General features: G+C 69.3%; 21 protein-coding genes. 12 read left to right on the forward strand and 9 right to left on the reverse strand.

All coding sequences use genetic code 11. From position 1 onward, the window contains the following. Nucleotides 1-76 precede the first annotated feature (76 nt). From valS to BJY17_RS04205, 3 genes are read left to right on the forward strand one after another with little or no spacing between them, the layout of a single operon-like run. Nucleotides 77-2,659 carry a valine--tRNA ligase gene (gene valS / locus BJY17_RS04195; protein ID WP_179550262.1) on the forward strand — a complete coding sequence of 861 codons (2,583 nt, stop codon included), beginning with the start codon at nucleotides 77-79 and terminating at the stop codon, nucleotides 2,657-2,659. An 8-nt stretch (nucleotides 2,660-2,667) separates the two neighbouring features. Further along, nucleotides 2,668-3,114, forward strand: a complete 447-nt coding sequence (locus BJY17_RS04200) for a GNAT family N-acetyltransferase (RefSeq protein ID WP_179550263.1) — start codon at nucleotides 2,668-2,670, stop codon at nucleotides 3,112-3,114. Further along, nucleotides 3,114-3,338 (forward strand): hypothetical protein, encoded by a 225-nt coding sequence (locus BJY17_RS04205; protein ID WP_179550264.1) that lies wholly within the window; start codon nucleotides 3,114-3,116, stop codon nucleotides 3,336-3,338. Before BJY17_RS04200 ends, BJY17_RS04205 begins: the two co-directional genes overlap by 1 nt. A gap of 54 nt (nucleotides 3,339-3,392) precedes the next feature. Here the strand turns inward: BJY17_RS04205 and BJY17_RS04210 are convergent, their stop codons facing one another. Next, entirely contained in the window at nucleotides 3,393-4,220 is an 828-nt protein-coding gene (locus BJY17_RS04210; RefSeq protein ID WP_179550265.1) for a methyltransferase domain-containing protein, read from the reverse strand. Nucleotides 4,221-4,273: 53 nt separating this feature from the next. On the opposite strand from BJY17_RS04210, the gene BJY17_RS04215 reads away from it, so the two are divergent. Beyond that, the gene (locus BJY17_RS04215) at nucleotides 4,274-6,319 is read left to right on the forward strand and encodes a M3 family metallopeptidase (protein WP_179550266.1); all 2,046 of its coding nucleotides are present in this window, start codon (nucleotides 4,274-4,276) and stop codon (nucleotides 6,317-6,319) included. A 74-nt stretch (nucleotides 6,320-6,393) separates the two neighbouring features. Here BJY17_RS04215 and BJY17_RS04220 read toward each other — a convergent pair whose 3' ends face one another. From BJY17_RS04220 to sufB, 5 genes are read right to left on the reverse strand one after another with little or no spacing between them, the layout of a single operon-like run. Beyond that, complete coding sequence (locus BJY17_RS04220; protein ID WP_074258975.1) at nucleotides 6,394-6,723, reverse strand: metal-sulfur cluster assembly factor; 330 nt, start codon at nucleotides 6,721-6,723, stop codon at nucleotides 6,394-6,396. A gap of 21 nt (nucleotides 6,724-6,744) precedes the next feature. Next, nucleotides 6,745-7,542 (reverse strand): Fe-S cluster assembly ATPase SufC, encoded by a 798-nt coding sequence (sufC, locus tag BJY17_RS04225; RefSeq protein WP_179550267.1) that lies wholly within the window; start codon nucleotides 7,540-7,542, stop codon nucleotides 6,745-6,747. Nucleotides 7,543-7,594: 52 nt separating this feature from the next. Next, nucleotides 7,595-7,921 (reverse strand): non-heme iron oxygenase ferredoxin subunit, encoded by a 327-nt coding sequence (locus tag BJY17_RS04230; protein WP_056650583.1) that lies wholly within the window; start codon nucleotides 7,919-7,921, stop codon nucleotides 7,595-7,597. 1 nt (nucleotide 7,922) lies between these two features. Then, on the reverse strand, nucleotides 7,923-9,092 hold the full coding sequence (gene sufD / locus BJY17_RS04235) for a Fe-S cluster assembly protein SufD (protein ID WP_246303653.1): 1,170 nt from the start codon (nucleotides 9,090-9,092) through the stop codon (nucleotides 7,923-7,925). Nucleotides 9,093-9,106: 14 nt separating this feature from the next. Further along, nucleotides 9,107-10,525 carry a Fe-S cluster assembly protein SufB gene (sufB, locus tag BJY17_RS04240; RefSeq protein ID WP_056009191.1) on the reverse strand — a complete coding sequence of 473 codons (1,419 nt, stop codon included), beginning with the start codon at nucleotides 10,523-10,525 and terminating at the stop codon, nucleotides 9,107-9,109. Between the two features lie 251 nt (nucleotides 10,526-10,776). On the opposite strand from sufB, the gene BJY17_RS04245 reads away from it, so the two are divergent. Continuing rightward, entirely contained in the window at nucleotides 10,777-11,700 is a 924-nt protein-coding gene (locus BJY17_RS04245) for a COX15/CtaA family protein (RefSeq protein WP_322789741.1), read from the forward strand. 31 nt (nucleotides 11,701-11,731) lie between these two features. Next, nucleotides 11,732-12,346 (forward strand): gamma carbonic anhydrase family protein, encoded by a 615-nt coding sequence (locus tag BJY17_RS04250; RefSeq protein ID WP_179550269.1) that lies wholly within the window; start codon nucleotides 11,732-11,734, stop codon nucleotides 12,344-12,346. 67 nt (nucleotides 12,347-12,413) lie between these two features. On the opposite strand, the gene BJY17_RS04255 is transcribed toward BJY17_RS04250, so the two are convergent. Continuing rightward, complete coding sequence (locus tag BJY17_RS04255) at nucleotides 12,414-13,334, reverse strand: heme o synthase (RefSeq protein WP_179550270.1); 921 nt, start codon at nucleotides 13,332-13,334, stop codon at nucleotides 12,414-12,416. A 326-nt stretch (nucleotides 13,335-13,660) separates the two neighbouring features. Here BJY17_RS04255 and tkt point away from each other — a divergent pair, with 326 nt between their 5' ends. Genes tkt through pgl form a run of 6 tightly spaced genes read left to right on the forward strand, consistent with a single transcriptional unit; the run spans nucleotide 13,661 to nucleotide 21,770 of the window. Next, complete coding sequence (gene tkt / locus BJY17_RS04260) at nucleotides 13,661-15,754, forward strand: transketolase (protein ID WP_179550271.1); 2,094 nt, start codon at nucleotides 13,661-13,663, stop codon at nucleotides 15,752-15,754. 26 nt (nucleotides 15,755-15,780) lie between these two features. After that, on the forward strand, nucleotides 15,781-16,890 hold the full coding sequence (tal, locus tag BJY17_RS04265; RefSeq protein ID WP_179550272.1) for a transaldolase: 1,110 nt from the start codon (nucleotides 15,781-15,783) through the stop codon (nucleotides 16,888-16,890). Then, nucleotides 16,887-18,491: a glucose-6-phosphate isomerase gene (locus BJY17_RS04270; RefSeq protein ID WP_179550273.1), complete on the forward strand. Its 1,605-nt coding sequence runs from the start codon at nucleotides 16,887-16,889 to the stop codon at nucleotides 18,489-18,491. The genes tal and BJY17_RS04270 overlap by 4 nt, the downstream gene beginning before the upstream one ends. Before the next feature lie 14 nt (nucleotides 18,492-18,505). Beyond that, nucleotides 18,506-20,047 carry a glucose-6-phosphate dehydrogenase gene (gene zwf, locus BJY17_RS04275; RefSeq protein WP_179550274.1) on the forward strand — a complete coding sequence of 514 codons (1,542 nt, stop codon included), beginning with the start codon at nucleotides 18,506-18,508 and terminating at the stop codon, nucleotides 20,045-20,047. Further along, nucleotides 20,044-21,003 carry a glucose-6-phosphate dehydrogenase assembly protein OpcA gene (locus BJY17_RS04280; RefSeq protein ID WP_179550275.1) on the forward strand — a complete coding sequence of 320 codons (960 nt, stop codon included), beginning with the start codon at nucleotides 20,044-20,046 and terminating at the stop codon, nucleotides 21,001-21,003. The genes zwf and BJY17_RS04280 overlap by 4 nt, the downstream gene beginning before the upstream one ends. Then, on the forward strand, nucleotides 21,000-21,770 hold the full coding sequence (pgl, locus tag BJY17_RS04285; RefSeq protein WP_179550276.1) for a 6-phosphogluconolactonase: 771 nt from the start codon (nucleotides 21,000-21,002) through the stop codon (nucleotides 21,768-21,770). Before BJY17_RS04280 ends, pgl begins: the two co-directional genes overlap by 4 nt. A gap of 78 nt (nucleotides 21,771-21,848) precedes the next feature. Here the strand turns inward: pgl and BJY17_RS04290 are convergent, their stop codons facing one another. Both BJY17_RS04290 and secG read right to left on the reverse strand, forming a co-directional pair. Further along, entirely contained in the window at nucleotides 21,849-22,214 is a 366-nt protein-coding gene (locus tag BJY17_RS04290) for an RNA polymerase-binding protein RbpA (protein ID WP_056650595.1), read from the reverse strand. Between the two features lie 11 nt (nucleotides 22,215-22,225). Continuing rightward, on the reverse strand, nucleotides 22,226-22,477 hold the full coding sequence (gene secG, locus BJY17_RS04295) for a preprotein translocase subunit SecG (protein ID WP_179550277.1): 252 nt from the start codon (nucleotides 22,475-22,477) through the stop codon (nucleotides 22,226-22,228). Nucleotides 22,478-22,570 lie beyond the last annotated feature (93 nt).

Below are 22,570 nucleotides of genomic sequence, written 5' to 3' on the forward strand. Positions count from 1 at the left end.
CTCCGGTAGGCTGGATCGTCGCACATTCAGGCACCTCACCACCGACACGGTGCCGCCGATATCGAACCGGAGCATCATGACCGACACCGCGCGCATTCCCGACAAGCCCGCTCTCGAAGGCCTCGAATCGGTTTGGGGCGGCGCGTGGGAGCGCGAGGGCACGTACCGGTTCGACCGCACGACGGCGACGCGCGAGTGCATCTACTCGATCGACACCCCGCCGCCGACCGCCTCGGGTTCGCTCCACATCGGCCACGTCTTCTCGTACACGCACACCGACGTCGTGGCGCGCTTCCAGCGCATGCGCGGCAAGAGCGTCTTCTACCCGATGGGCTGGGACGACAACGGACTGCCCACCGAGCGCCGCGTGCAGAACTACTACGGCGTGCGCTGCGACCCCACCCTGGCGTACATCGAGGGCTTCGCGCCGCCGTTCGAGGGCGGCGACGGCAAGTCGACGAAGGCCGCCGACCAGGTGCCGATCAGCCGCCGCAACTTCATCGAGCTGTGCGAGCGGCTGACCGTCGAAGACGAGCAGCAGTTCGAGGCGCTCTGGCGCCAGCTCGGCCTGTCGGTCGACTGGACCCAGACCTACCGCACGATCGGCGACGAATCGCTCTTCGCGTCGCAGCTCGCCTTCGTGCGCAACGTCGAGCGCGGCGAGGCGTACCAGGCGCTCGCCCCGACCCTGTGGGACGTCACCTTCCGCACCGCCGTCGCCCAGGCGGAGCTCGAGGACCGCGAGCAGCCGGGCCATTACCACCGCATCTCGTTCCACCGCCCCGACGGCGGTGTCATCGAGATCGAGACGAGCCGGCCCGAGCTCATCCCCGCGTGCGTGGCCCTCGTGGCCCACCCCGACGACGAGCGCTACCAGCCGCTCTTCGGCACGACTGTCACGACGCCCGTCTTCGGCGTCGAGGTGCCCGTCGTCGCCCACCACCTCGCCCAGAAGGACAAGGGCACGGGCATCGCCATGATCTGCACGTTCGGCGACATCACCGACGTCGTGTGGTGGCGCGAACTCGACCTGCCGAACCGCGCGATCATCGGCTTCGACGGCCGCGTCATCGCCGAGGCCCCCGACGTCATCACCTCCGAGGCGGGCAAGGCGGCGTTCGCCGAGCTGGTAGGCAAGACCACCTTCTCGGCCAAGCAGGCCGTGGTGCAGCAGCTTCGCGACTCGGGCGACCTCCTCGCCGACCCGAAGTCGATCACCCACCCGGTCAAGTTCTTCGAGAAGGGCGACAAGCCGCTCGAGATCGTCTCGACGCGCCAGTGGTACATCCGCAACGGCGCCCGCGACGAGGCCCTCCGCGAACGCCTGCTCTCGCACGGCCGCGAGATCGACTGGCACCCCGACTTCATGCGCGTGCGCTACGAGAACTGGGTCGGTGGGCTCTCTGGCGACTGGCTCGTCTCGCGCCAGCGCTTCTTCGGCGTGCCGATCCCCGTCTGGTACCCGCTCGACGCCGCGGGCGACGCGGTGTTCGACGAGCCGATCGTCGCGACCCGCGAGATGCTTCCGGTCGACCCGTCGTCGGCCGCTGCACCGGGCTTCGACGAGTCGCAGCGTGGCGAGGCCGGCGGTTTCATCGGCGAGCACGACGTCATGGACACCTGGGCGACGTCCTCGCTGACCCCGCAGCTCGCCGGCGGCTGGGAGCGCGACCCCGAGCTCTTCGACCTGGTCTTCCCCTACTCGCTGCGGCCTCAGGGTCAGGACATCATCCGGACCTGGCTCTTCTCCACCACGCTCCGCGCCGAGCTCGAACACGGAGTTGCTCCGTGGGCGAACGCCTCGATCTCGGGCTTCATCGTCGACCCCGATCGCAAGAAGATGTCGAAGTCGAAGGGCAACGTGGTCACCCCCGCAGGGCTCCTCGACCAGCACGGCTCCGACGCGGTGCGCTACTGGGCGGCATCGTCGCGCCTCGGCACCGACGCGGCGTTCGACCCGCAGAATCCGACGCAGGTCAAGATCGGCCGCCGCCTCGCCATCAAGGTGCTGAACGCGGCGAAGTTCATCCTCGGCTTCGACGGCCGAGCGGATGCCCCGGTGACCGTGCCCGTCGACCGCAGCATGCTCGCCGAACTCGCGGGCGTCGTCGAGCGCGCCACCCGTTCACTCGAGGCCTACGACCACGCACGCGCGCTCGAGCTCGCGGAGACGTTCTTCTGGACGTTCTGCGACGACTACCTCGAGCTCGTGAAGGAGCGCGCCTACGGCGAGCCGAGCCCCGAGCAGGCCTCGGCGGTCGCGGCGCTGAAGACCGCGCTCGACGTGCTGCTCCGTCTCTTCGCGCCCGTCATCCCGTTCGCGACCGAAGAGGCGTGGCGCTGGTCGCACGAGGGCTCGGTGCACGTCGCATCGTGGCCGAGCGTCGACGACCTGGCCGCCCGTGGCGAAGCCGGCGTCGAGCTGCTCGAGATCGCAGGCCTCGCGCTGACCGGCATCCGGCGTGCCAAGACCGACGCGAAGGCGTCACAGAAGACGCCCGTCGCGAGTGCCGTGATCGCAGCACCCGCCGCAACGATCGCGCTGCTGGAGTCGGTCGTATCAGATCTGCGTGCGGTGGGGCGCATCGCCGAGCTCGGTTTCGTCGAAGCCGAGTCGTTCGAAGTCCGCGACGTCGTCTTCGAGGCGCCGTCGGAATAGGGGGAACCATGAACTACGAGATCCGATCGGCCGGTGACGACGACTTCTTCGGATGGCTGCCGCTGTTCGAGGCGTACTGCCGCTTCTACGAGACCGAACTCGACGACGCCAAGGCGCTGATCGTCTGGAACTGGATCCGCGACGAGTCCGAGCCGCTGCAGGCCGCGCTCGCCGTCGACGACGAGGGCAGGCCCGTCGGGCTCGCCCACTACCGGGCGGTGCCGAACTCGCTGACCGCGACGCGGGGCATGTACCTCGACGACCTCTACGTCGACGAGAGTGCTCGGGGATCGGGCATCGGGCGGGCGCTCATCGAGTACGTGCACGCCCGCGCCGCCGAGATCGGCCAGGGCGGGGTCAGCTGGATCACCGCAGCCGACAATGCGCCGGCGCAGCAGGTCTACGACCAGCTCGCCAAACGCACCAGCTGGGTCACCTACGAGATGGACGCCTGATGCGGCTCGGCACGCGATGGGCGTTCGGCTCCCAGCCGCCGGTCAGCGTGCCGGCCGAGCTGCGCGAACGCATCGCAGCCGCAGAGACGGCGTTCACCGGCGACGGTGCGAACCGTCACTGGACGCTCACCTGGCTCGAGGGCCGGCCGATCGCCGAACTCGACGACGGCACGGTCGTGCGCGACACGATCGTCGACGCGCACGACGCCGACGAGGACTGGTAGCGGCCACCCGCTCAGCGCACGCGCGCGGCCGGAACGATGCGCGGCCGGATTCGGCTACGCCCGCGCGATGATCTCGCTGTGCGGCATGAGCAGCCAGCCGTCATCGTCGGCGGCCCACGCCCGCCATGCGTCGGCGATGCCGCGGAGCTCGTCGATGTCGGAATGGCCCGACTCGATGGCGTGCGCGGCGAACTGCGATTCCGTGGCACGTTCGGCCCACGCGCCGCCCCACCATTCGCGTTCGAGCGCGGTGGAGAAGACCCAGACGTCGCCGGTCGTGGCGACGTCGACGAAGCCGGCCTCGCGCGCCCAACCCTTCAGGTGCCGCCCCGCGTCGGGCTCGCCGCCGTTCCAGCGATGCACGGCGCGATAGAGCTCGAGCCATCGGGCGAGACCCGGCGAGGCGGGGTTCCAGATGACGCCGCCGTAGTCGACGTCGCGAGCGGCGACGACGCCACCGGGCTTCGTGACGCGGCGCAACTCCCGCAGTGCATCGACTGGGCGCGCGAGGTGCTGCAGCACCTGGTGGGCGTGCACCACGTCGAAGGAGTCGTCGTCGAAGTCGAGCGCATAGGCGTCGCCGACGGCGAACTCGACGTTCGACACCGCTTCGCTCTCAGCCAGCCCCGTCGCCGCGGCGACCACGTCGGCCGAGGCGTCGATGCCGACGACCGTACCGGGCCGCACTCGGCGGGCCAGGTCGATCGTGATGGTGCCCGGGCCGCTGCCCACATCGAGGATGCGGGCTCCCTCGTGCAGATACGGCACGAGGTAGGCGGCCGAGTTCTCGACCGTGCGCCAGGAGTGCGTGCGCAGCACGCTCGCATGATGGCCGTGCGTGTAGGCATCTCGGAGACCGTGTTCGGCGCGTTCGGTGCTCATGTTCCGAGCCTAGGCTCATGCCCGCTCGTGTGACAGCGAACTACGGTGGATGGATGACCGAGCATTCCAACCCGTTCCTCGAGCCGAGCCCGCTGCCCTACCGGCTTCCGCTCTTCGCCCTCATCCGACCGGAGCACTACCGGGAGGCGATCAAATCCGGCATGCGCGAGCAGCGTCGGGCGATCGAGGCGATCGCGACGGATGCCTCGGCGCCGACGTTCGAGAACACCGTCGTCGCCCTCGAACGCTCGGCAGAGCTGCTCCGCCGAGTGCTCCCCGTCTTCGAGAATGCGAGCTCGGCCGACAGCGATGCCGCGATCGACGCCCTCGAGGTGGAGTTCGCGCCCCTCTTGTCGGCGCATCAGGACGCGATCCGGCTCGATCCGCGCCTCTACGCGCGACTCTCCGAACTGCAGGACGCGCGCGACGAGCTCGGACTCGACGCGGAGTCGGCCGAGCTGCTCGACAAGTACCACCGCACCGCGACCCTCGCCGGGGCCGCCCTGAGCGAGCCGCAGCGCCTCGAGCTCACGGCCGTGAACACCCGTCTCTCCGAGCTCACGACGGCGTTCCAGCAGCACCTGCTCGCCGACGGCAACGATCTCGCGCTGCACCTGACCGATCCCGACGACCTCGCAGGCCTCGACGACGGTCGGCGTTCGGCGGCGCGAGAGGCCGCGATCGCGCGCGGTCTCGACGGCTGGCTCATCACCCTCGTGCTGCCGACCGGGCAGCCGGCTCTCGCGGCCCTCGAGCGCGACGCCGTGCGCGACCGCCTGCTCGCCGCCTCTCGGTCACGTGGACGCCGCGGCGGTGCTCACGACACCCGTTCGACGCTCCTCGAGATCGTGCGGATCCGCGCCCGGCGGGCCGCACTCCTCGGTTTCGACAACCACGCCGCCGCAGTCACCGTCGACGAGACGGCGGGCACGCCGGAGGCCGTCGCCGAACTGCTCGACCGGCTCGTGCCCGCGGCGACCGCGAATGCCCGGCGCGAAGCCCTGGCCCTCGCCGAGCAGGCGGTCGCCGAGGCACGACAGCCGATCGAGGCATCCGACTGGGCGCTGCTGAGCGAGGCCGTGCGGCGCGAGCGGTACGCGGTCGACCTCGACGAGATGCGCCCGTTCCTCGAGTTCGACCGCGTGCTCACGCGCGGCGTCTTCCGCGCCGCGGAGCTGCTCTACGGCCTGCGGATCCTCGAGCGCACCGACCTCGTCGGCTACCACCCCGAGACGCGCGTGTTCGAGGTGTTCGAGGAGGACGGCACCCCGGTCGGGCTCTACCTGCTCGACCTGTACACCCGGGATTCGAAGCGCGGCGGCGCGTGGATGAGCTCGCTCGTCGAGCAGTCGACGCTCGAGGGCACGCTCCCGGTCGTCGTGAACAACATGAACGTCGCGCGGCCGGCCGCGGGCGAGCCGACCCTGCTCACGCTCGACGAGACCGAGACGCTCTTCCACGAGTTCGGTCATGCGCTGCACGGCCTGCTCTCGCACGTCGTGCACCCGTCGATGTCGGGCACGAACGTCTACCGCGACTTCGTCGAGCTGCCGAGCCAGGTCAACGAACTGTGGGTGCTGCGCCCCGAGGTGCTCGGTGAGTACGCGGTGCACCACGAGACCGGCGAGCGGATGCCGCAGCAGCTCGTCGACCGCCTGCTGGCCTCGCGCACCTTCAACGAGGGCTTCTCGACCACCGAGTACCTCGCGGCGGCCGTGCTCGACCAGGCGTGGCACCGCCTCTCCCCCGCCGAGGCCGATGCTGTCGCCGATGTCGCCGACTTCGAGCACCGGGCACTCGCCGCCGCCGGACTCGACGACCCGCTCGTGCCGCCCCGCTACTCGAGCACGTACTTCGCGCACGTCTTCGCGGGCGGGTACGACGCCGGGTACTACTCGTACATCTGGAGCGAGGTGCCGGGCGCCGACATCATGGCCTGGTTCGAGGCGAACGGCGGCGCCACTCGGGAGAACGGTGCGCGCTACCGCGCGGAGATCCTCGCTCCGGGCGGCTCGCGCGACCCGCGGGAGTCGATCCGGCGCCTGCTCGGGCGCGAGCCCGACATCGCGGCGCTCCTCGAGCGCCGCGGCCTCGCCTGAGACGACGGATGCCCCGTGCAGCGTGCTGCACGGGGCATCCGTCGATGTCGAGCGAGTGGCTCGGATCGCGAGACTCAGATCGCGAAGCCGAGTGCCCGCATCATGTCGCGGCCGTCGTCGGTGATGCGCTCGGGGCCCCACGGCGGCATCCACACCCAGTTGATGCGGAAGGCATCGACGGTGCCGTCGAGCGCCTCGGCGGTCTGCTCCTCGATGACGTCGGTGAGGGGGCATCCGGCGCTCGTGAGCGTCATGTGGATGACCAGGGCGTCGTTCTCGTCGTCCCAACCGAGGTCGTAGATGAGGCCGAGGTCGACGATGTTGACCCCGAGCTCGGGATCCATGACGTCTTTCAGCGCTTCTTCGACCTGGTCGTAGCGCTCTGGTGCGAGTGAGGTGACCATGGTTGCGATTCTACCCTCTGCCTATTCGGCAGACAGAGCTTCGGCCGGCACCGCTTCGGCCGCGGACTCGGCGACCTGGTAGCGGTCGTAGCCCTCTTCTTCGAGACGGTCGGCGAGTTCTGCGCCGCCCTGCTCGGCGATCCGGCCCGCGACGAAGACGTGCACGAAGTCGGGCTTGATGTAGCGGAGGATGCGCGTGTAGTGCGTGATGAGCAGCACGCCGAGGCCCGTGTTCGCGTGGGCGCGGTTGACGCCCTCGGAGACGATCTTCAGCGCGTCGACGTCGAGGCCGGAGTCGGTCTCGTCGAGCACGGCGAACTTCGGCTTGAGCAGCTCGAGCTGGAGGATCTCGTTGCGCTTCTTCTCGCCGCCCGAGAAGCCCTCGTTGACGTTGCGCTCGGCGAACGCCGAGTCCATCTTGAGGTTCGACATCGACTCGCGGACGTCCTTGATCCAGCCGCGGATCGCGGGCGCCTCGCCGTCGATCGCCGTCTTGGCGGTGCGGAGGAAGTTCGTGACGGTCACGCCGGGGATCTCGACGGGGTACTGCATCGCGAGGAAGAGCCCCGCGCGCGCACGCTCGTCGACCGACATCTCGAGCACGTTCTCGCCGTCGAGGAGGATCTCGCCCTCGACGACCTGGTACTTGGGGTGGCCGGCGATCGTGTACGCGAGCGTCGACTTGCCCGAGCCGTTGGGGCCCATGATCGCGTGGATCTCGCCCTCGTTGATGACGAGGTCGACGCCGCGCAGGATCTCGCGCGTGCCCTGCTCGGTCTCGACGTTGACGTGGAGGTTCTTGATCTCGAGAACGGACATGTTCGTAATGATCTCTTTCGGTTGCCGGCCGTTCCGGGCCGGAGAAGGTGTGTCAGACGGTCAGGGTGACCGCGGGATCGATGTGGACGTCGCCGTCCTTGAGCTCGACCTGGTAGACCGGGACGGGCTCGTATGCGGGCAGCGTGAGCGGCTTGCCCGTCTTGAGGGAGAACATGGAGCCGTGCGCCCAGCACTCGAGGGTGTCGTCTTCCACGAAGCCCTCGGCGAGCGAGATGTCGCCATGGGTGCAGGTGTCCCCGATGGCGAAGACATCGCCGGCGGCGTCCTTCACGACGGCGATGGGAACGCCCTCGAGCACGAAGCGCGACGCCTCGTTGACGGCGAGATCGTCGATGGCGCACACACGCACGGATGTCACGTCAGCGACCTTCCAGTTCAGCCTCGATCGCCGCGGTGAGGCGGGCTTCGAGGTCGGCCGAGCCGATCTTCTGCACGATGTCGGTGAGGAAGCCGCGCACGACGAGCCGTCGTGCCTCGTCTTCGCGGATGCCGCGTGCCATGAGGTAGAACAACTGCTCGTCGTCGAACCGGCCGGTGGCACTCGCGTGCCCGGCACCTTCGATGTCGCCGGTCTCGATCTCGAGGTTCGGCACGGAGTCCGCACGAGTGCCCTCGGTGAGCACGAGGTTGCGGTTCTGCTCGTAGCTGTCGGTGCCGACCGCGGCGTTGCCGATGAGCACGTCGCCGATCCAGACGGTACGAGCACCTGCGCCCTGCAGCGCGCCCTTGTAGGTCACGCGGCTCTTGGTGTGCGGCGCGTCGTGGTGCACGTAGACCTGCTGCTCGAGGTGCTGGCCGGCGTCGGCGAAGTACAGGCCGAGGGCCTCGATGTCGGCGCCCTGCTCGGCGAGGTGGGTCGAGGGGTTCACCCGGACGACCTTGCCGCCGAGCGAGACGACGATGTGCTTGAGGAACGAGTCGCGGCCGAGGCGGGCGAACTGGCTCGAGAGGTGCACGGCCTCGTCGTCCCACTCTTGCAGCGAGACGACGGTGAGGGACGCCCCGGCGCCGACGAGGATCTCGACGTTCTCGCTGAGGCGGGCGGCGCCCGTGCCGGCGAGCACGACGAAGCCGCGGCTGTTCGGCGCGGCCTCGATGACGGTGTGCGCGGCGCGCGGCGCATCGCCGAGCCCCGTGCGGGTCACGTACGCGATCTTCTCGTCTTCGCCGGTCACGGAGACGAGGAGGGCCTCGTCGAACGTCGACCACGCGTTGGCGCTCGCGCGCTCTTCGGGCGTGCCCGCCGTGCCGATGCGGGCGTCGTCGCGCGGGATGTACGAGAACGAGATGCCCGAGGCATCCGTCGTCTCGATCGGGAGGCGCGCACCGTCGAGCTCGCCACCGGTCAGGTCGGCGAACGCCGCGACCGGGGAGAGCTTCCACTCGTGCTCGCGGCCGTTGATGGGCGCGAAGTCCTCGACGTTCACAGAGCGGAATCGCTCCGAGCGGGTCTGCACGGGCACGAAGGCGCCGTCGGAGTGGGCGACGAGGCCGTGCTGGCCTGCGGTGGGCATGGCGGTGCTGGTCATCTGGGCGGTCACTACTAGCCCACCGATCCTTCCATGCCCATTTCGATGAGCTTGTTGAGTTCCATCGCGTATTCCATTGGGAGCTCGCGCGCGATCGGCTCGATGAAGCCGCGCACGATCATCGACATGGCCTCGGTCTCGTCGATGCCACGGCTCATCAGGTAGAAGAGCTGCTCCTCGCTGACCTTCGAGACCGTGGCCTCGTGTCCGAGCTTCACGTCGTCGACGCGGATGTCGATCGCCGGGTAGGTGTCGGAGCGGGAGATCGTGTCGACGAGCAGCGCGTCGCAGACGACGCTGTTCGCCGAGTGGTGGGCGTTCGCGTCGATGCGCACCTCGCCGCGATAGCCTGCCCGGCCGCCGCCGCGTGCGATCGACTTCGAGACGATCGACGACTGCGTGTACGGCGCCATGTGGATCATCTTCGCGCCGGCGTCCTGGTGCTGGCCGGGGCCTGCGAACGCGACGGAGAGCGTCTCGCCCTTGGCGTGCTCGCCCATGAGGAAGATCGACGGGTACTTCATCGTGACCTTCGAGCCGATGTTGCCGTCGACCCACTCCATGGTGGCGCCTTCGGCGGCCGTGGCGCGCTTGGTGACGAGGTTGTAGACGTTGTTCGACCAGTTCTGGATCGTCGTGTAGCGCACGCGTGCGTCTTTCTTGACGATGATCTCGACGACGGCCGAGTGCAGGGAGTCGCTCTTGTAGATCGGCGCCGTGCAGCCCTCGATGTAGTGCACGTAGCTGCCCTCGTCGGCGATGATCAGCGTGCGCTCGAACTGGCCCATGTTCTCGGTGTTGATGCGGAAGTAGGCCTGCAGCGGAATCTCGACATGCACGCCCTTCGGCACGTAGACGAACGAACCGCCCGACCACACGGCCGTGTTCAGCGCCGCGAACTTGTTGTCGCCGGCGGGGATGACGGTGCCGAAGTACTCCTCGAAGAACTCGGGGTGCTCCTTCAGCGCGGTGTCGGTGTCCATGAAGATGACACCCTGGCGCTCGAGCTCTTCATTGATCTGGTGGTAGACCACCTCGGACTCGTACTGGGCCGCGACGCCCGCGACGAGGCGCTGGCGCTCGGCCTCGGGGATGCCGAGCTTCTCGTACGTGTTCTTGATGTCGTCGGGCAGGTCTTCCCAGGTCTGGGCCTGCTTCTCGGTCGAGCGCACGAAGTACTTGATGTTGTCGAAGTCGATCTCCGACAGGTCGGCGCCCCACGTGGGCATCGGCTTGCGCTCGAAGAGCTGCAGGGCGCGCTGGCGACGCTGGAGCATCCATTCCGGCTCCGATTTCAGCGCGGAGATGTCGGCGACCACCTCCGGCGAGATGCCGCGTCGGGCCGAGGCCCCCGCAGCGTCGGAGTCGGCCCAGCCGAACTCGTAGGTACCGAGTCCTTCGAGTTCCGGTCGGTCGATCAGTACGTCCGTCATGCTCTCCCTCTTCTCCTCCCGTGCAACCGGCTATCAGGCCGGCTCATTCCCCTCGTGAGTCGAGGTGCTCGTTGAGTGGGTGATGATGTGCCCGGTGGCGCTAGTGCCAACCTAAGATGGTATGCGGCCCGTGGCGCGCGATCTCGCGCGGTCGGCGGGCCTACCAACCCCTCAAGTCTATAGGGTCGCGGCAGGCGCCGGGCAGGACTCCCAGTGCCGTCACAGCGCGATCCGGATCAGGAACGACCCGCGTGACCCGCACTCTCCGTATCTTCGCCTGGGCCTCGTTCGTCGCGCAGGTCACGATCATCGCGACGGGCGGCGCGGTGCGACTGACGGGCTCCGGTCTCGGCTGCCCGACCTGGCCGACGTGCACGGCCGAGTCGCTGGTGCCGACCGACGAGCTGACCTACCACTCGCTCATCGAGTTCGGCAATCGCATGATGACGGGCGTGGTCGGCATCATCGCGCTCATCGTGTTCGTGCTCGTCTGGCGCATCCGACGCGAGCGTCGCGACCTCTTCGTGCTCTCGTTCATCGTGGGCGTCGGCATCGTCGCGCAGGCGATCGTGGGCGGCATCACCGTGTGGACCGGACTGAACCCGTTCATCGTCGGATTCCACTACGTCTCGTCCCTCGCGCTCGTCTGCGTCACCGCGGCGTTCCTCGCCCGCATGGACGCCCCCGCCGGTCCCCGCGAATCCGCCGTTCCCGGGTGGTACGCGAGCCTCACCCACCTGACGAGCGCGGTGCTGCTCATCTCGATCGTCTTCGGCGTGCTGACCACCGGTTCGGGGCCGCACTCGGGCGACGCCGCGGCGGGCCGCTCCGGCTTCGACTCCGAGATCCTCGAGCACGTGCACGCGTGGCCGGGCTACGCGCTGGTCGTGCTCACCCTCGCGCTCGTCGTCGCGGCGTGGCGACTGAGGCTTCCCACGTTGCGCTGGTCGATCGCACTGCTCGCGATCGAGCTCGTGCAGGTCGGCGTCGGGCTCTACCAGGCGCGCAACGGCCTGCCGGCATTCGCGGTCGGCGTGCACATGGTGCTCGCTGCGCTCACGGCCGCCGCGATGACGATCGTCATCATGCGACTGAAGCGCCCGATGGGGGCGGATGCCGCGCCCGAGACAGGCGTCGAGCCCGGCCGCGCCGTGAGGACCACGCCAGCCGGTTGAACACCCGGGCTCGGCCGACCAGGAGACCGAAATGCTGATCGAACACCGGGGCCGTCGGCCCATCGTGCACCCCGACGCCTCGGTCGCCGCCACCGCCGTCCTCTCGGGTGAGGTCATCGTCGGAGCCGGAAGTCGCATCCTGCACGGCGCGGTGCTCAGCGCCGAAGACGGCGCCATCCGCGTCGGCATCGAATGCGTCGTCATGGAACACGCCCTCATTCGCGGACGACGAGCTCACGAGGTGGTCATCGGCGATCACGTGATGATCGGGCCGCACGCCCACGTGAACGGCGCGACCATCGCCGACGAGGTGTTCATCGCCACCGGCGCGTCCGTCTTCCCCGGCGCGAGCATCGGTCGCGGCGCCGAGGTGCGCATCAATGCGGTGGTGCAGGTGAACACCGTCCTCGACCCGGGAGCGGTCGTGCCGATCTCGTGGGTCGCGGTCGGGTCGCCCGCCACGGTGCTTCCGCCCGAGCGGCACGACGAGATCTGGGCGATCCAGCGCGATCTCGATTTCGTGGGCACCGTCTACGGCAGCCCGAGGGCTGCCGGCATGCGCGAGATCATGACTCGGCAGTCGGCGTTCTTCGCCGAGCACGTCGACGACCGGGTGATCGACGACCCCGAGGCGTCCGACGCCTGACCGGCGTCAGTTCACGTCCCGACCGCGACCGGCGTCGCCTCGCAGAACCGGCGCTGTCTCCGCGCCGCTAGAACGGCAGCAAGGGGTCGATGCCGACCGCGAGGAAGAGCAGCGACAGGTAGGCGATCGAGCCGTGGAAGACCCGCATCGGCGAGACCTGTTCGTGGCGGATCGCGAGGTTGTACAGGCGGTGGGTCTCGTAGATGAACCACACACCCGTGACGACCGCGACCGTCGAGTACACGAGTCCCATGTCGGCGATCGGGATGAGCAGCAGCGAGCACGCGACGGTCGCCCATGCGTAGAGGATGACCTGCAGCCCCACCTGAGCGCGGCCCCGTACGACGGCGAGCATCGGTACCCCGGCGGCCGCGTAGTCGTCTTTGTACTTCATGGAGAGCGGCCAGTAGTGCGGCGGCGTCCAGAGGAAGATGATGAGGAAGAGGATGACCGGGGGCCAGCTGAGGTCGCCGGTGACGGCGGCCCATCCGATGAGCACGGGCATGCAGCCCGCGACTCCGCCCCAGACGATGTTCTGGGCGGTGCGGCGCTTCAGGATCAGGCTGTAGAAGACGACGTAGAGCAGGATCGCACCGAGCGAGAGGCCCGCGGCGAGCCAGTTGGTGAAGACGCCGAGCCAGACGATCGACGCGATGCCGAGGCCGTAGGCGAAGACGAGCGCCTCGCGATCGCTCAGCTCGCCGGTCACGAGTGGACGCCCCTGCGTGCGCTTCATGACCCGGTCGATGTCGCGGTCGATGTAGCAGTTGAACGCACCGGCCGAGCCCGCGCTCATGGCACCGCCGATGAGGGTGGCGATGAGCAGCCAGAGACTCGGCAGTCCCTGCTGGGCGAGGATCATGGTCGGCGCGGTGACGACGAGCAGCAGCTCGATCACTCGCGGCTTGGTGAGGGCCAGATAGGCCGAGAGCTTGCGCCGGACGGTCATCGCCGGGCGGTGGTCTCTGGTCTCTACGGCTGCCTGCATCGTTCCTCTTCCGGCGCGGGCACGCAAAACACGGCCACGCTCGTCATCGATTCTATGACATCATGTGTCGCCCGTTCCGCCGTCACGCTTCGGCGCCCTTCAGCCTCACGACCGAGCGTCGTGCGCGTGAGCTCCGCGTCACCGTCATGAAACGTGAGGAGTCCATATACTTGGCAGTGCGCGCCCGACGGCGCGGTTTTCGAATTGCCGTCCGGTGCAAACGTCCAGAGGTCGTCCGCCGGGCGATTCGCGCCGAAGCGATTCCAGGGGTGCTCGGGGCCGTCGGTTCCCGTCACCGTCCAGCGACCGGAAGGAACAGCACAATCGTGGCAACTCTGCAGTGGGATTCTCTCGATGACCAAGCGATCGACACGGCCCGAGTTCTCGCGGCCGATGCCGTCGAGAAGGTCGGAAACGGGCATCCCGGCACCGCGATGAGCCTCGCGCCCGCCGCCTATCTCCTGTTCCAGAAGGTCATGCGCCGCGATCCGTCCGACCACGCGTGGCTCGGCCGCGACCGCTTCATCCTCTCTGCCGGCCACTCCTCGCTGACCCAGTACGTGCAGCTCTTCCTCGCCGGCGACGGCCTCGAGCTCTCCGACCTCGAGTCGCTGCGCACCTGGGGTTCCAAGACCCCTGGCCACCCCGAGTACGGTCACACCGCCGGCGTCGAGATCACGACCGGCCCGCTCGGCCAGGGCCTCGCCTCCGCCGTCGGCTTCGCCTACGCCGCCCGCTACGAGCGCGGCCTCTTCGACCCGGAGGCCGCGGCGGGCACGAGCCCGTTCGACCACTTCGTCTACGTCGTCGCCGGCGACGGCGACCTGCAGGAGGGCATCACGAGCGAGGCGTCGTCGCTCGCCGGCCACCAGCAGCTCGGCAACCTCGTCGTGATCTACGACTCCAACCAGATCTCCATCGAAGACGACACCAGCATCGCCTTCACCGAAGACGTCGCGAAGCGCTACGAGTCCTACGGATGGCACGTGCAGACCGTCGACTGGAAGAAGACGGGCCAGTACGTCGAAGACGTGGCCGAACTGCACGCCGCGATCGAGGCCGCCAAGGGCGAGTCCGACAAGCCCTCGATCATCATCCTGAAGACGATCATCGGCTGGCCGTCGCCCGGCAAGCAGAACTCCGGCAAGATCCACGGTTCCGCGCTCGGTGCGGCGGAGCTCGCCGCGACGAAGGAGGTGCTCGGCTTCGACCCCGAGCAGAGCTTCGTCGTCGCCGAGGACGTGCTCGCCCACACGCGTGGTGCCGTCGAGCGCGGCGCGGCGCAGCACGCCGAGTGGCAGCTCGCGTTCGACGCATGGGCCGCAGCCAACCCCGACCGCAAGGCGCTCCTCGACCGGCTCGAGGCGGGCGAGCTGCCCGCCGACGTCGAGTCCGTGCTCCCCGTCTTCGAGGGCGGCACCGAGGTCTCGACCCGCGCAGCTTCGGGCAAGGTCATCAACGCCCTCGCCGGCGTGCTGCCCGAGCTGTGGGGCGGATCGGCCGACCTCGCCGAGTCGAACCTGACCACGATCAACGGCGCGGCCTCGTTCATCCCGACCGAGTGGTCGACGCACGAGTTCTCGGGCAACCCCTACGGCCGCGTGCTGCACTTCGGCATCCGCGAGCACGCCATGGGCGCGATCGTCAACGGCATCGTGCTGCACGGCAAGACGCGCGCCTTCGGCGGCACCTTCCTCATCTTCAGCGACTACATGCGGCCCGCCGTGCGCCTCGCGGCGCTCATGCAGGTGCCCTCGATCTTCGTCTGGACCCACGACTCCGTCGCCCTCGGCGAAGACGGCCCGACGCACCAGCCGATCGAGCAGCTCGCGACGCTCCGGGCGATCCCGGGCCTCACGGTCGTGCGGCCCGCCGACGCCAACGAGGTCGCGTACGCCTGGCTCGAGATCCTGAAGCGCACGGATGCCCCGGCGGGCATCGCCCTCACCCGGCAGAACATCCCCGTGTTCGAGCGGGGCACGGCCGCGGCATCCGGTGACGCCCTCGCCGCCGCGTCGAACGTGGCGAAGGGCGCCTACGTGCTCGCCGAGGCCGCATCGGGCACGCCCGACGTGATCCTCATCGCCACCGGCTCCGAGGTGCAGCTCGCCCTCGCAGCCCGCGAGACGCTCGCAGCGGAGGGCATCGGCGCACGCGTCGTGTCGGCACCGTCGCTCGAGTGGTTCGAGGAGCAGCCGGCCGAGTACCGCGAGCAGGTGCTGCCCTCGGCTGTCACGGCCCGCGTCTCGGTCGAAGCCGGGCTCGCGCTCTCGTGGCACCGCTACCTCGGTTCGCGCGGCCGTGCCGTCTCGATCGAGCACTTCGGCGCCTCCGCCGACTACAAGACCCTGTTCCGCGAGTTCGGCATCACGGCCGAGGCCGTCGTGGCCGCCGCGAAGGAATCGCTCGCGTCGGCCTGACGCGCGCCAGAAGAGGAGACACTCCCATGACCAGCTCCCCCACTGCAGCACTGTCGGAGGCGGGCGTCAGCATCTGGCTCGACGACCTCTCGCGTGAGCGCATCGCCTCCGGCGACCTCGCCCGACTCATCGCCGAGCGCGACGTCGTCGGCGTCACCACCAACCCGACGATCTTCGCCGGCGCCCTCGCCAAGGGCGAGCGCTACGCCGAGCAGGTGCACTCGCTCGCCGCAGCCGGCGCCGACGTCGACACGGCGGTCTTCGAGATCACCACCGACGACGTGCGGGCCGCCGCCGACGTCTTCCGCCCGGTGTACGACCGCTCGAACGGCTTCGACGGCCGCGTCTCGATCGAGGTCTCCCCCGGTCTCGCCCGCGACACCGCCGGCACGATCGCCGAGGCCAAGTCGCTCTGGGCGAAGGTCGACCGTCCGAACGCCATGATCAAGATCCCCGCGACGGCCGAGGGCCTCGACGCGATCACCGAGGCGATCGGCTCCGGCATCAGCGTCAACGTGACGTTGATCTTCAGCCTCGACCGCTACCGCGAGGTGATCGCGGCGTACCTCGCGGGGCTCGAGCAGGCCGAGGCCGCCGGCATCGACCTGTCGACGATCCACTCGGTCGCCTCGTTCTTCGTGTCGCGCGTCGACACCGAGATCGACAAGCGACTCGTCGCCATCGGCACCGAGGAGGCCCTCGCGCTGAAGAGCAAGGCCGGACTCGCCAACGCGCGCCTCGCCTACGAGCTCTTCGAGCAGGAGTTCGGCGGCGAGCGTGCCGCAGCACTCCTCGCCTCCGGCGCGAACCGCCAGCGCCCGCTCTGGGCGTCGACCGGCGTGAAGGACCCGGCGCTGCCCGACACCCTGTACGTGACCGAGCTGGTCGCGCAGGGCGTCGTGAACACGATGCCCGAGAAGACGCTCGAGGCCACATTCGACCACGGCGTCATCGCTGGCGACACCGTCACCGGCGCCTACGTGCAGGCCGGCGAGGTGCTCGACGCGCTCGCAGCCGTCGGCGTCGACTACGACGACGTGACCCTGTTGCTCGAGAACGAGGGAGTCGACAAGTTCATCGTCTCCTGGAACGAGCTGCTCGACACCGTTCGCGGCGCGCTGGAGGCCGCACGATGAGCTTCCGCATCTCCGTCAGCGGGGCCGCTGCCGATGCCGTGCGCAGCACGGTGCCGACGCTCGTCGCCGACCTCGTGGCCAGCGGCATCACCGCGCAGGACGCGTCCCTCTGGGGCGCCGAGGCCGAGGCGGAGGCGTCGAAGCGCCTCGGCTGGACCGAGGCCGTCGCGATCTCCCGCCCGCTCGTCCCCGAGATCGAAGCCCTGCGCGAAGAACTCGAAGCCGCCGGCGTCGATCACATCGTGCTCGCCGGCATGGGCGGCTCATCGCTCGCGCCCGAGGTCATCACGCGCACGACGAACGTCGACCTCACCGTGCTCGACTCGACCGAGCCCGGGCAGGTTCGCACCGCCCTGGCCGACCGGCTCGCGACCTCGGCGCTCGTCGTCTCGTCGAAGTCGGGCTCGACCGTCGAGACCGACAGCCAGCGCCGGGTCTACGAGCAGGCCTTCCGCGATGCCGGCATCGACCCCGCGACGCGCATCATCGTCGTGACCGACCCCGGTTCTCCGCTCGACGAATCGGCCCGCGCTGCGGGCTACCGGGTCTTCAACGCCGACCCCGACGTGGGCGGCCGCTACTCGGCCCTCACCGCCTTCGGCCTCGTGCCCTCAGGCCTCGCCGGCGTCGACATCTCCGAGGTGCTCGACGAGGCCGAGACGATCGAGCTCTCGCTCGCCATCGACAGTCCCGAGAACCCGGGTCTCGTGCTCGGCGCGGCGATCGCGGCGACGGTTCCCCTCCGCGACAAGCTCGGCATCATCGCCGACGGCACCCACATCGTCGGACTCCCCGACTGGGCCGAGCAGCTGATCGCGGAGTCCACCGGCAAGAACGGCACCGGGCTCCTCCCCGTCGTGCTCGACGTCGACGCGCCCGAACTCGGCGAGCACCTCGCCGACCTGCAGATCGTGCGCATCGTCGACGACGCCGGCGACGAGATCTTCGGTCGCGACGACTCCGGCGAGATCCGCGTCTCGGGCACGCTCGGCGCGCAGCTGCTCGTCTGGGAGTACGCGACCGCCGTCGCGGGCCGCATCCTCGGCATCAATCCCTTCGACCAGCCCGACGTGGAATCAGCGAAGATCGCCGCGCGCGGCCTCCTCGACGCGCGTCCCGAGCCCACCCCGGCGGCATTCGTCGAACAGGGCATCGAGGTGCGCGGCACCGCCGAGGTGATCGGCGCCTCGAGCGACCTCGCCTCGGCGATCGACGTGCTCCTCGAAGAGCTGCCGGCCGACGGCTACCTCTCGATCCAGGCCTATGTCGACCGTGTCGCCCACCCCGAGCTCGAACGGCTCAGGGGCCTGCTCGCGGCTCGCGCCGGTCGACCGGTCACGTTCGGCTGGGGCCCGCGCTTCCTCCACTCGACCGGGCAGTTCCACAAGGGCGGTCCTGCGGTCGGCGCGTTCCTGCAGATCACGCAGACGCCTGCCGAAGACGTCGCGATCCCCGATCGCCCGTTCACCTTCGGTCAGCTGATCGCAGCGCAGGCCTCCGGCGACGCGAGCGTGCTCGCCGAGCACGGGCGACCGGTGCTCACCCTCACGCTCACCGACCCCTCGGCCAATACGGCGACGCTGTTCGACGTCGTCGCCTGATACCCGGAGGAACGATGCAACCGGCCGCGATCACCGCGCAGCACAATCCGCTCAGATCCCCCAAGGACTACCGGCTGAACCGCATCGCGGGTCCGTCGAGCCTCATCATCTTCGGCGTGACGGGCGACCTGTCGCGCAAGAAGCTGATGCCGGCGGTCTACGACCTCGCGAACCGAGGGCTCCTGCCACCCGGATTCGCGCTCGTCGGCTTCGCACGTCGCGAATGGGCCGACCAGGACTTCGAGCAGGTCGTGCACGACTCGGTCAAGAAGTACGCGCGCACCGAGTTCCGTGAGGATGTCTGGAAGCAGCTGGCCCGAGGCATCCGCTTCGTGCCCGGCGACTTCGACGACGACGCCGCCTTCGACCGGCTCCGCCAGGTCGTCCAGGACCTCGATCGCGAACGCGGCACGATGGGCAACCACGCGTTCTACCTGTCGATCCCGCCGAAGTCGTTCCCGCTCGTCACCGAGCAACTGAAGCGCTCGGGGCTGACCGAGCAGCGCGGCGACCAGTGGCGTCGCGTCGTCATCGAGAAGCCGTTCGGCAGCGACCTGAAGACGGCTCGCGAGCTGAACGACGTCGTGGCCTCGGTCTTCCCGCCCGACTCGGTGTTCCGCATCGACCACTACCTCGGCAAGGAGACCGTCCAGAACATCCTGGCGCTCCGGTTCGCGAACCAGCTCTACGAGCCCATCTGGAACGCGAATCACGTCGACCACGTGCAGATCACGATGGCGGAGGACATCGGCGTCGGCGGCCGCGCCGGCTACTACGACGGCATCGGCGCCGCGCGCGACGTCATCCAGAACCACCTGCTGCAACTGCTCGCGCTCACGGCGATGGAGGAGCCGATCTCGTTCGAGGCCGGCGACCTGCGCGCCGAGAAGGAGAAGATCCTCGCGGCCGTGCGCCTGCCCGACGACCTCGCGACGGGCACCGCGCGCGGCCAGTACGCGGGCGGCTGGCAGGGCGGTGAGAAGGTCATCGGGTTCCTCGACGAAGACGGCATGAACCCCGAGTCGACGACCGAGACCTACGCAGCCATGAAGCTCACCATCGGCACGCGACGCTGGGCCGGCGTGCCGTTCTACCTGCGGGCGGGCAAGCGCCTCGGCCGTCGCGTCACCGAGATCGCGGTCGTCTTCAAGCGCGCGCCGCAGCAGGTGTTCGCCGACAGCCAGACCTCGCAGCTCGGCCAGAACGCACTCGTCATCCGCGTGCAGCCCGATGAGGGCGTCACGATCCGCTTCGGCTCGAAGGTGCCGGGAGCCGGCATGCAGGTACGCGACGTCACGATGGACTTCGGATACGGTCACGCCTTCACCGAGGCGAGCCCCGAGGCCTACGAGCGGCTGATCCTCGACGTGCTGCTCGGCGACCCGCCGCTCTTCCCCCGGCAGGAGGAGGTCGAGCTCTCCTGGAAGATCCTCGACCCGATCGAGGAGTTCTGGGCGACGCAGGGCCAGCCCGAGCAGTACCGGCCAGGCACCTGGGGCCCGGCCTCCGCCGATGAACTCCTCGAACGCGACGGACGAAGCTGGAGACGCCCATGATCGTCGATCTGCCCGACACGACGACCAGTCAGGTCTCGAAGGCCCTCGTGAAGATCCGCGAGGAGGGCGGCGTCGTCGCCCTCGGCCGCGTGCTCACGCTGGTGATCGCCACCTCGCCCGGCGCCGAGGAAGAGGCCATCGAGGCCGCGAACGACGCCTCCCGCGAGCACCCGATGCGCGTCATCGTGGTCTCGACCGAGCCCGGCACCGAGACGTCGGCGGTCGAGCCCCGCCTCGACGCCGAGATCCGCGTCGGCGGAGACGCCGGTGCGAGCGAGGTCATCGTGCTCCGCGCCTGCGGCGACGCCGCGCGCGATGAGGAGAGCCTCATCATGGGCCTCCTCCTTCCCGACGCCCCGGTCGTCACCTGGTGGCCCGGCGCGGCACCCGAGGTACCCGGGCGCTCACCGCTCGGGCGCATCGCGCACCGCAGAATCACGGATGCCTCGGCGCAGCCCGACCCGCAGGCGGCGCTGCGCGCACTCGCCGGCAACTACACCCCGGGCGACGCCGACTTCGCGTGGACGCGGCTCACGCTCTGGCGTGCGCAGCTCGCCGCGGTGCTCGACCAGCCGCCGTACGAACCGGTGACCCGGGTGCACGTGAGCGGTGCCGTCGACTCGCCCTCGACCACGCTCCTCGCGGCATGGCTGCGACTGCAGCTGAACGCCCCGACCGAGTACGAGCTCGCCGGGCCCGAGGCCGGCTACCACGGCATCCACGGCGTGAGCCTCGAGCGCGAGAGCGGTGCGATCGAACTGATCCGCGACGTCCCGGGCATCGCGACGCTGCGCCAGCCGGGTCAGCCGCGGCACGACCTCGCGCTGGCGCGTCGCAACCTCCGCGACTGTCTCGCCGACGAGCTGCGCCGCCTCGACCCCGACGAGTTGTACGGTGAGGTCATCACCCGCGGACTCGAGCTCCTCGAGGCCCGCGGCCAAGGAGGCTCTGAATGACCAACGAACGGCGTGTGCTCGTGCACCCCGACAAGGCGTCCCTCGCAGGTTCAGTCGCAGCACGCTTCATCACGAAGCTCCTCGACATCCTCGACACCCAGGCGGTGGCGCACATCGTGCTCACCGGCGGTTCGATGGGCGGCGCGGTGCTGCAGGCGGTCGGCGCCTCGCCCGCGCACACCTCGATCGACTGGTCGCGCGTGCACTTCTGGTGGGGCGACGAGCGATGGCTGCCCGCCGGCGACGCCGAGCGCAACGACGAGCAGGCCCGGGTCGCATTCCTCGGTGGGCTCGACCTGCCGGCCGAGAACCTGCATCCGTTCCCCGCGTCCGACTCGGGACTCGACCTCGACACGGCGGCCGAGGTCTATACCGCGGAACTCTCGGCGCACGGCGTCGACGGCCTGTCGCATCCGATCTTCGACATCACGTTCCTGGGCGTCGGTCCCGACGGGCACATCGCGTCGCTCTTCCCGCACCGCTCAGGCATCCAGGTGACCGATCGCACGGTCATCCCCGTGCGCAACTCACCGAAGCCCCCGCCCGAGCGGCTCAGCCTCACCCGGCCGGTCATCAACGCGTCGCAGCGCGTGTGGATGGTGCTCGCGGGCGCCGACAAGGCATCGGCTCTCGGTCTCGCCCTGGCCGGCGCCAGCCGCGACGAGGTGCCGGTCGCGGGCATCAAGGGCCGTCGTCGAACGGTGTTCTTCGTCGACGCCGACGCGGCATCCGAAGTGCCCGAATCGCTCATCGCGCGCGACTACTGACGCGGTCGACACCGCACGGAAGCACGCAGAAGGGGGCGGCCATCAGGCCGCCCCCTTCTCGCGTTGCCGCTTCGCGCGTCAGTCCTTCGGAGCCTGACCGCGACGCGTGCGCAGCTGCGTGAGTGCGTCGTCGAGCAGCGCAGCAGCCTCTTCGTCGGTGCGGCGTTCCTTCACGTACGCGAGGTGCGTCTTGTACGGCTCGAGCTTCGACACCGACGGCGGGTTCTCGCGGTCGCGGCCGGCCGGAAGACCGGTCGACGGGCTGTCGATGGTCTCGGGGATCTCCTCTTCGGGGAGCGTCGCCGAGAAGTACCGCACGGTCTCGTTGCCGTGAGCGTCCCAGTAGCTGATGGCGACACGATCGGCGTGGAAGCCACGATCCTGCTCGCCCATGGGGCCTGCTCCGACGCGCGACCCGCGGATGGCGCTGTTTCCTGATGCCATGGTGGTTCCCGTCAGATTCCGGAGTCGAACTTGGTGATGAGGCCGAGCACGACGATGCAGGTCACCCAGACGAGTCCGAGGATGACCGTGATGCGGTTCAGGTTTCGCTCGGCGACACCGGATGCGCCGAGGCTGGAGGTGACACCGCCTCCGAACATGTCGGACAGACCGCCGCCACGACCCTTGTGCAGCAGGATGAGCAACGTCAGCAGCAGGCTCGTGAGACCGAGCAGCACCTGCAGGACGACCTGGAGAATCTCCACGGGTGAACCTTTCCGGGCACGACAGATGGGTCGATGCCGACATTCGAGTATAGCCGGAAGCATGGCCGTACCCGGGAGCGCATCGCACTCCCG

Origin of the sequence: Agromyces hippuratus (assembly GCF_013410355.1) — a bacterium.
Classification (GTDB): domain Bacteria; phylum Actinomycetota; class Actinomycetes; order Actinomycetales; family Microbacteriaceae; genus Agromyces; species Agromyces hippuratus.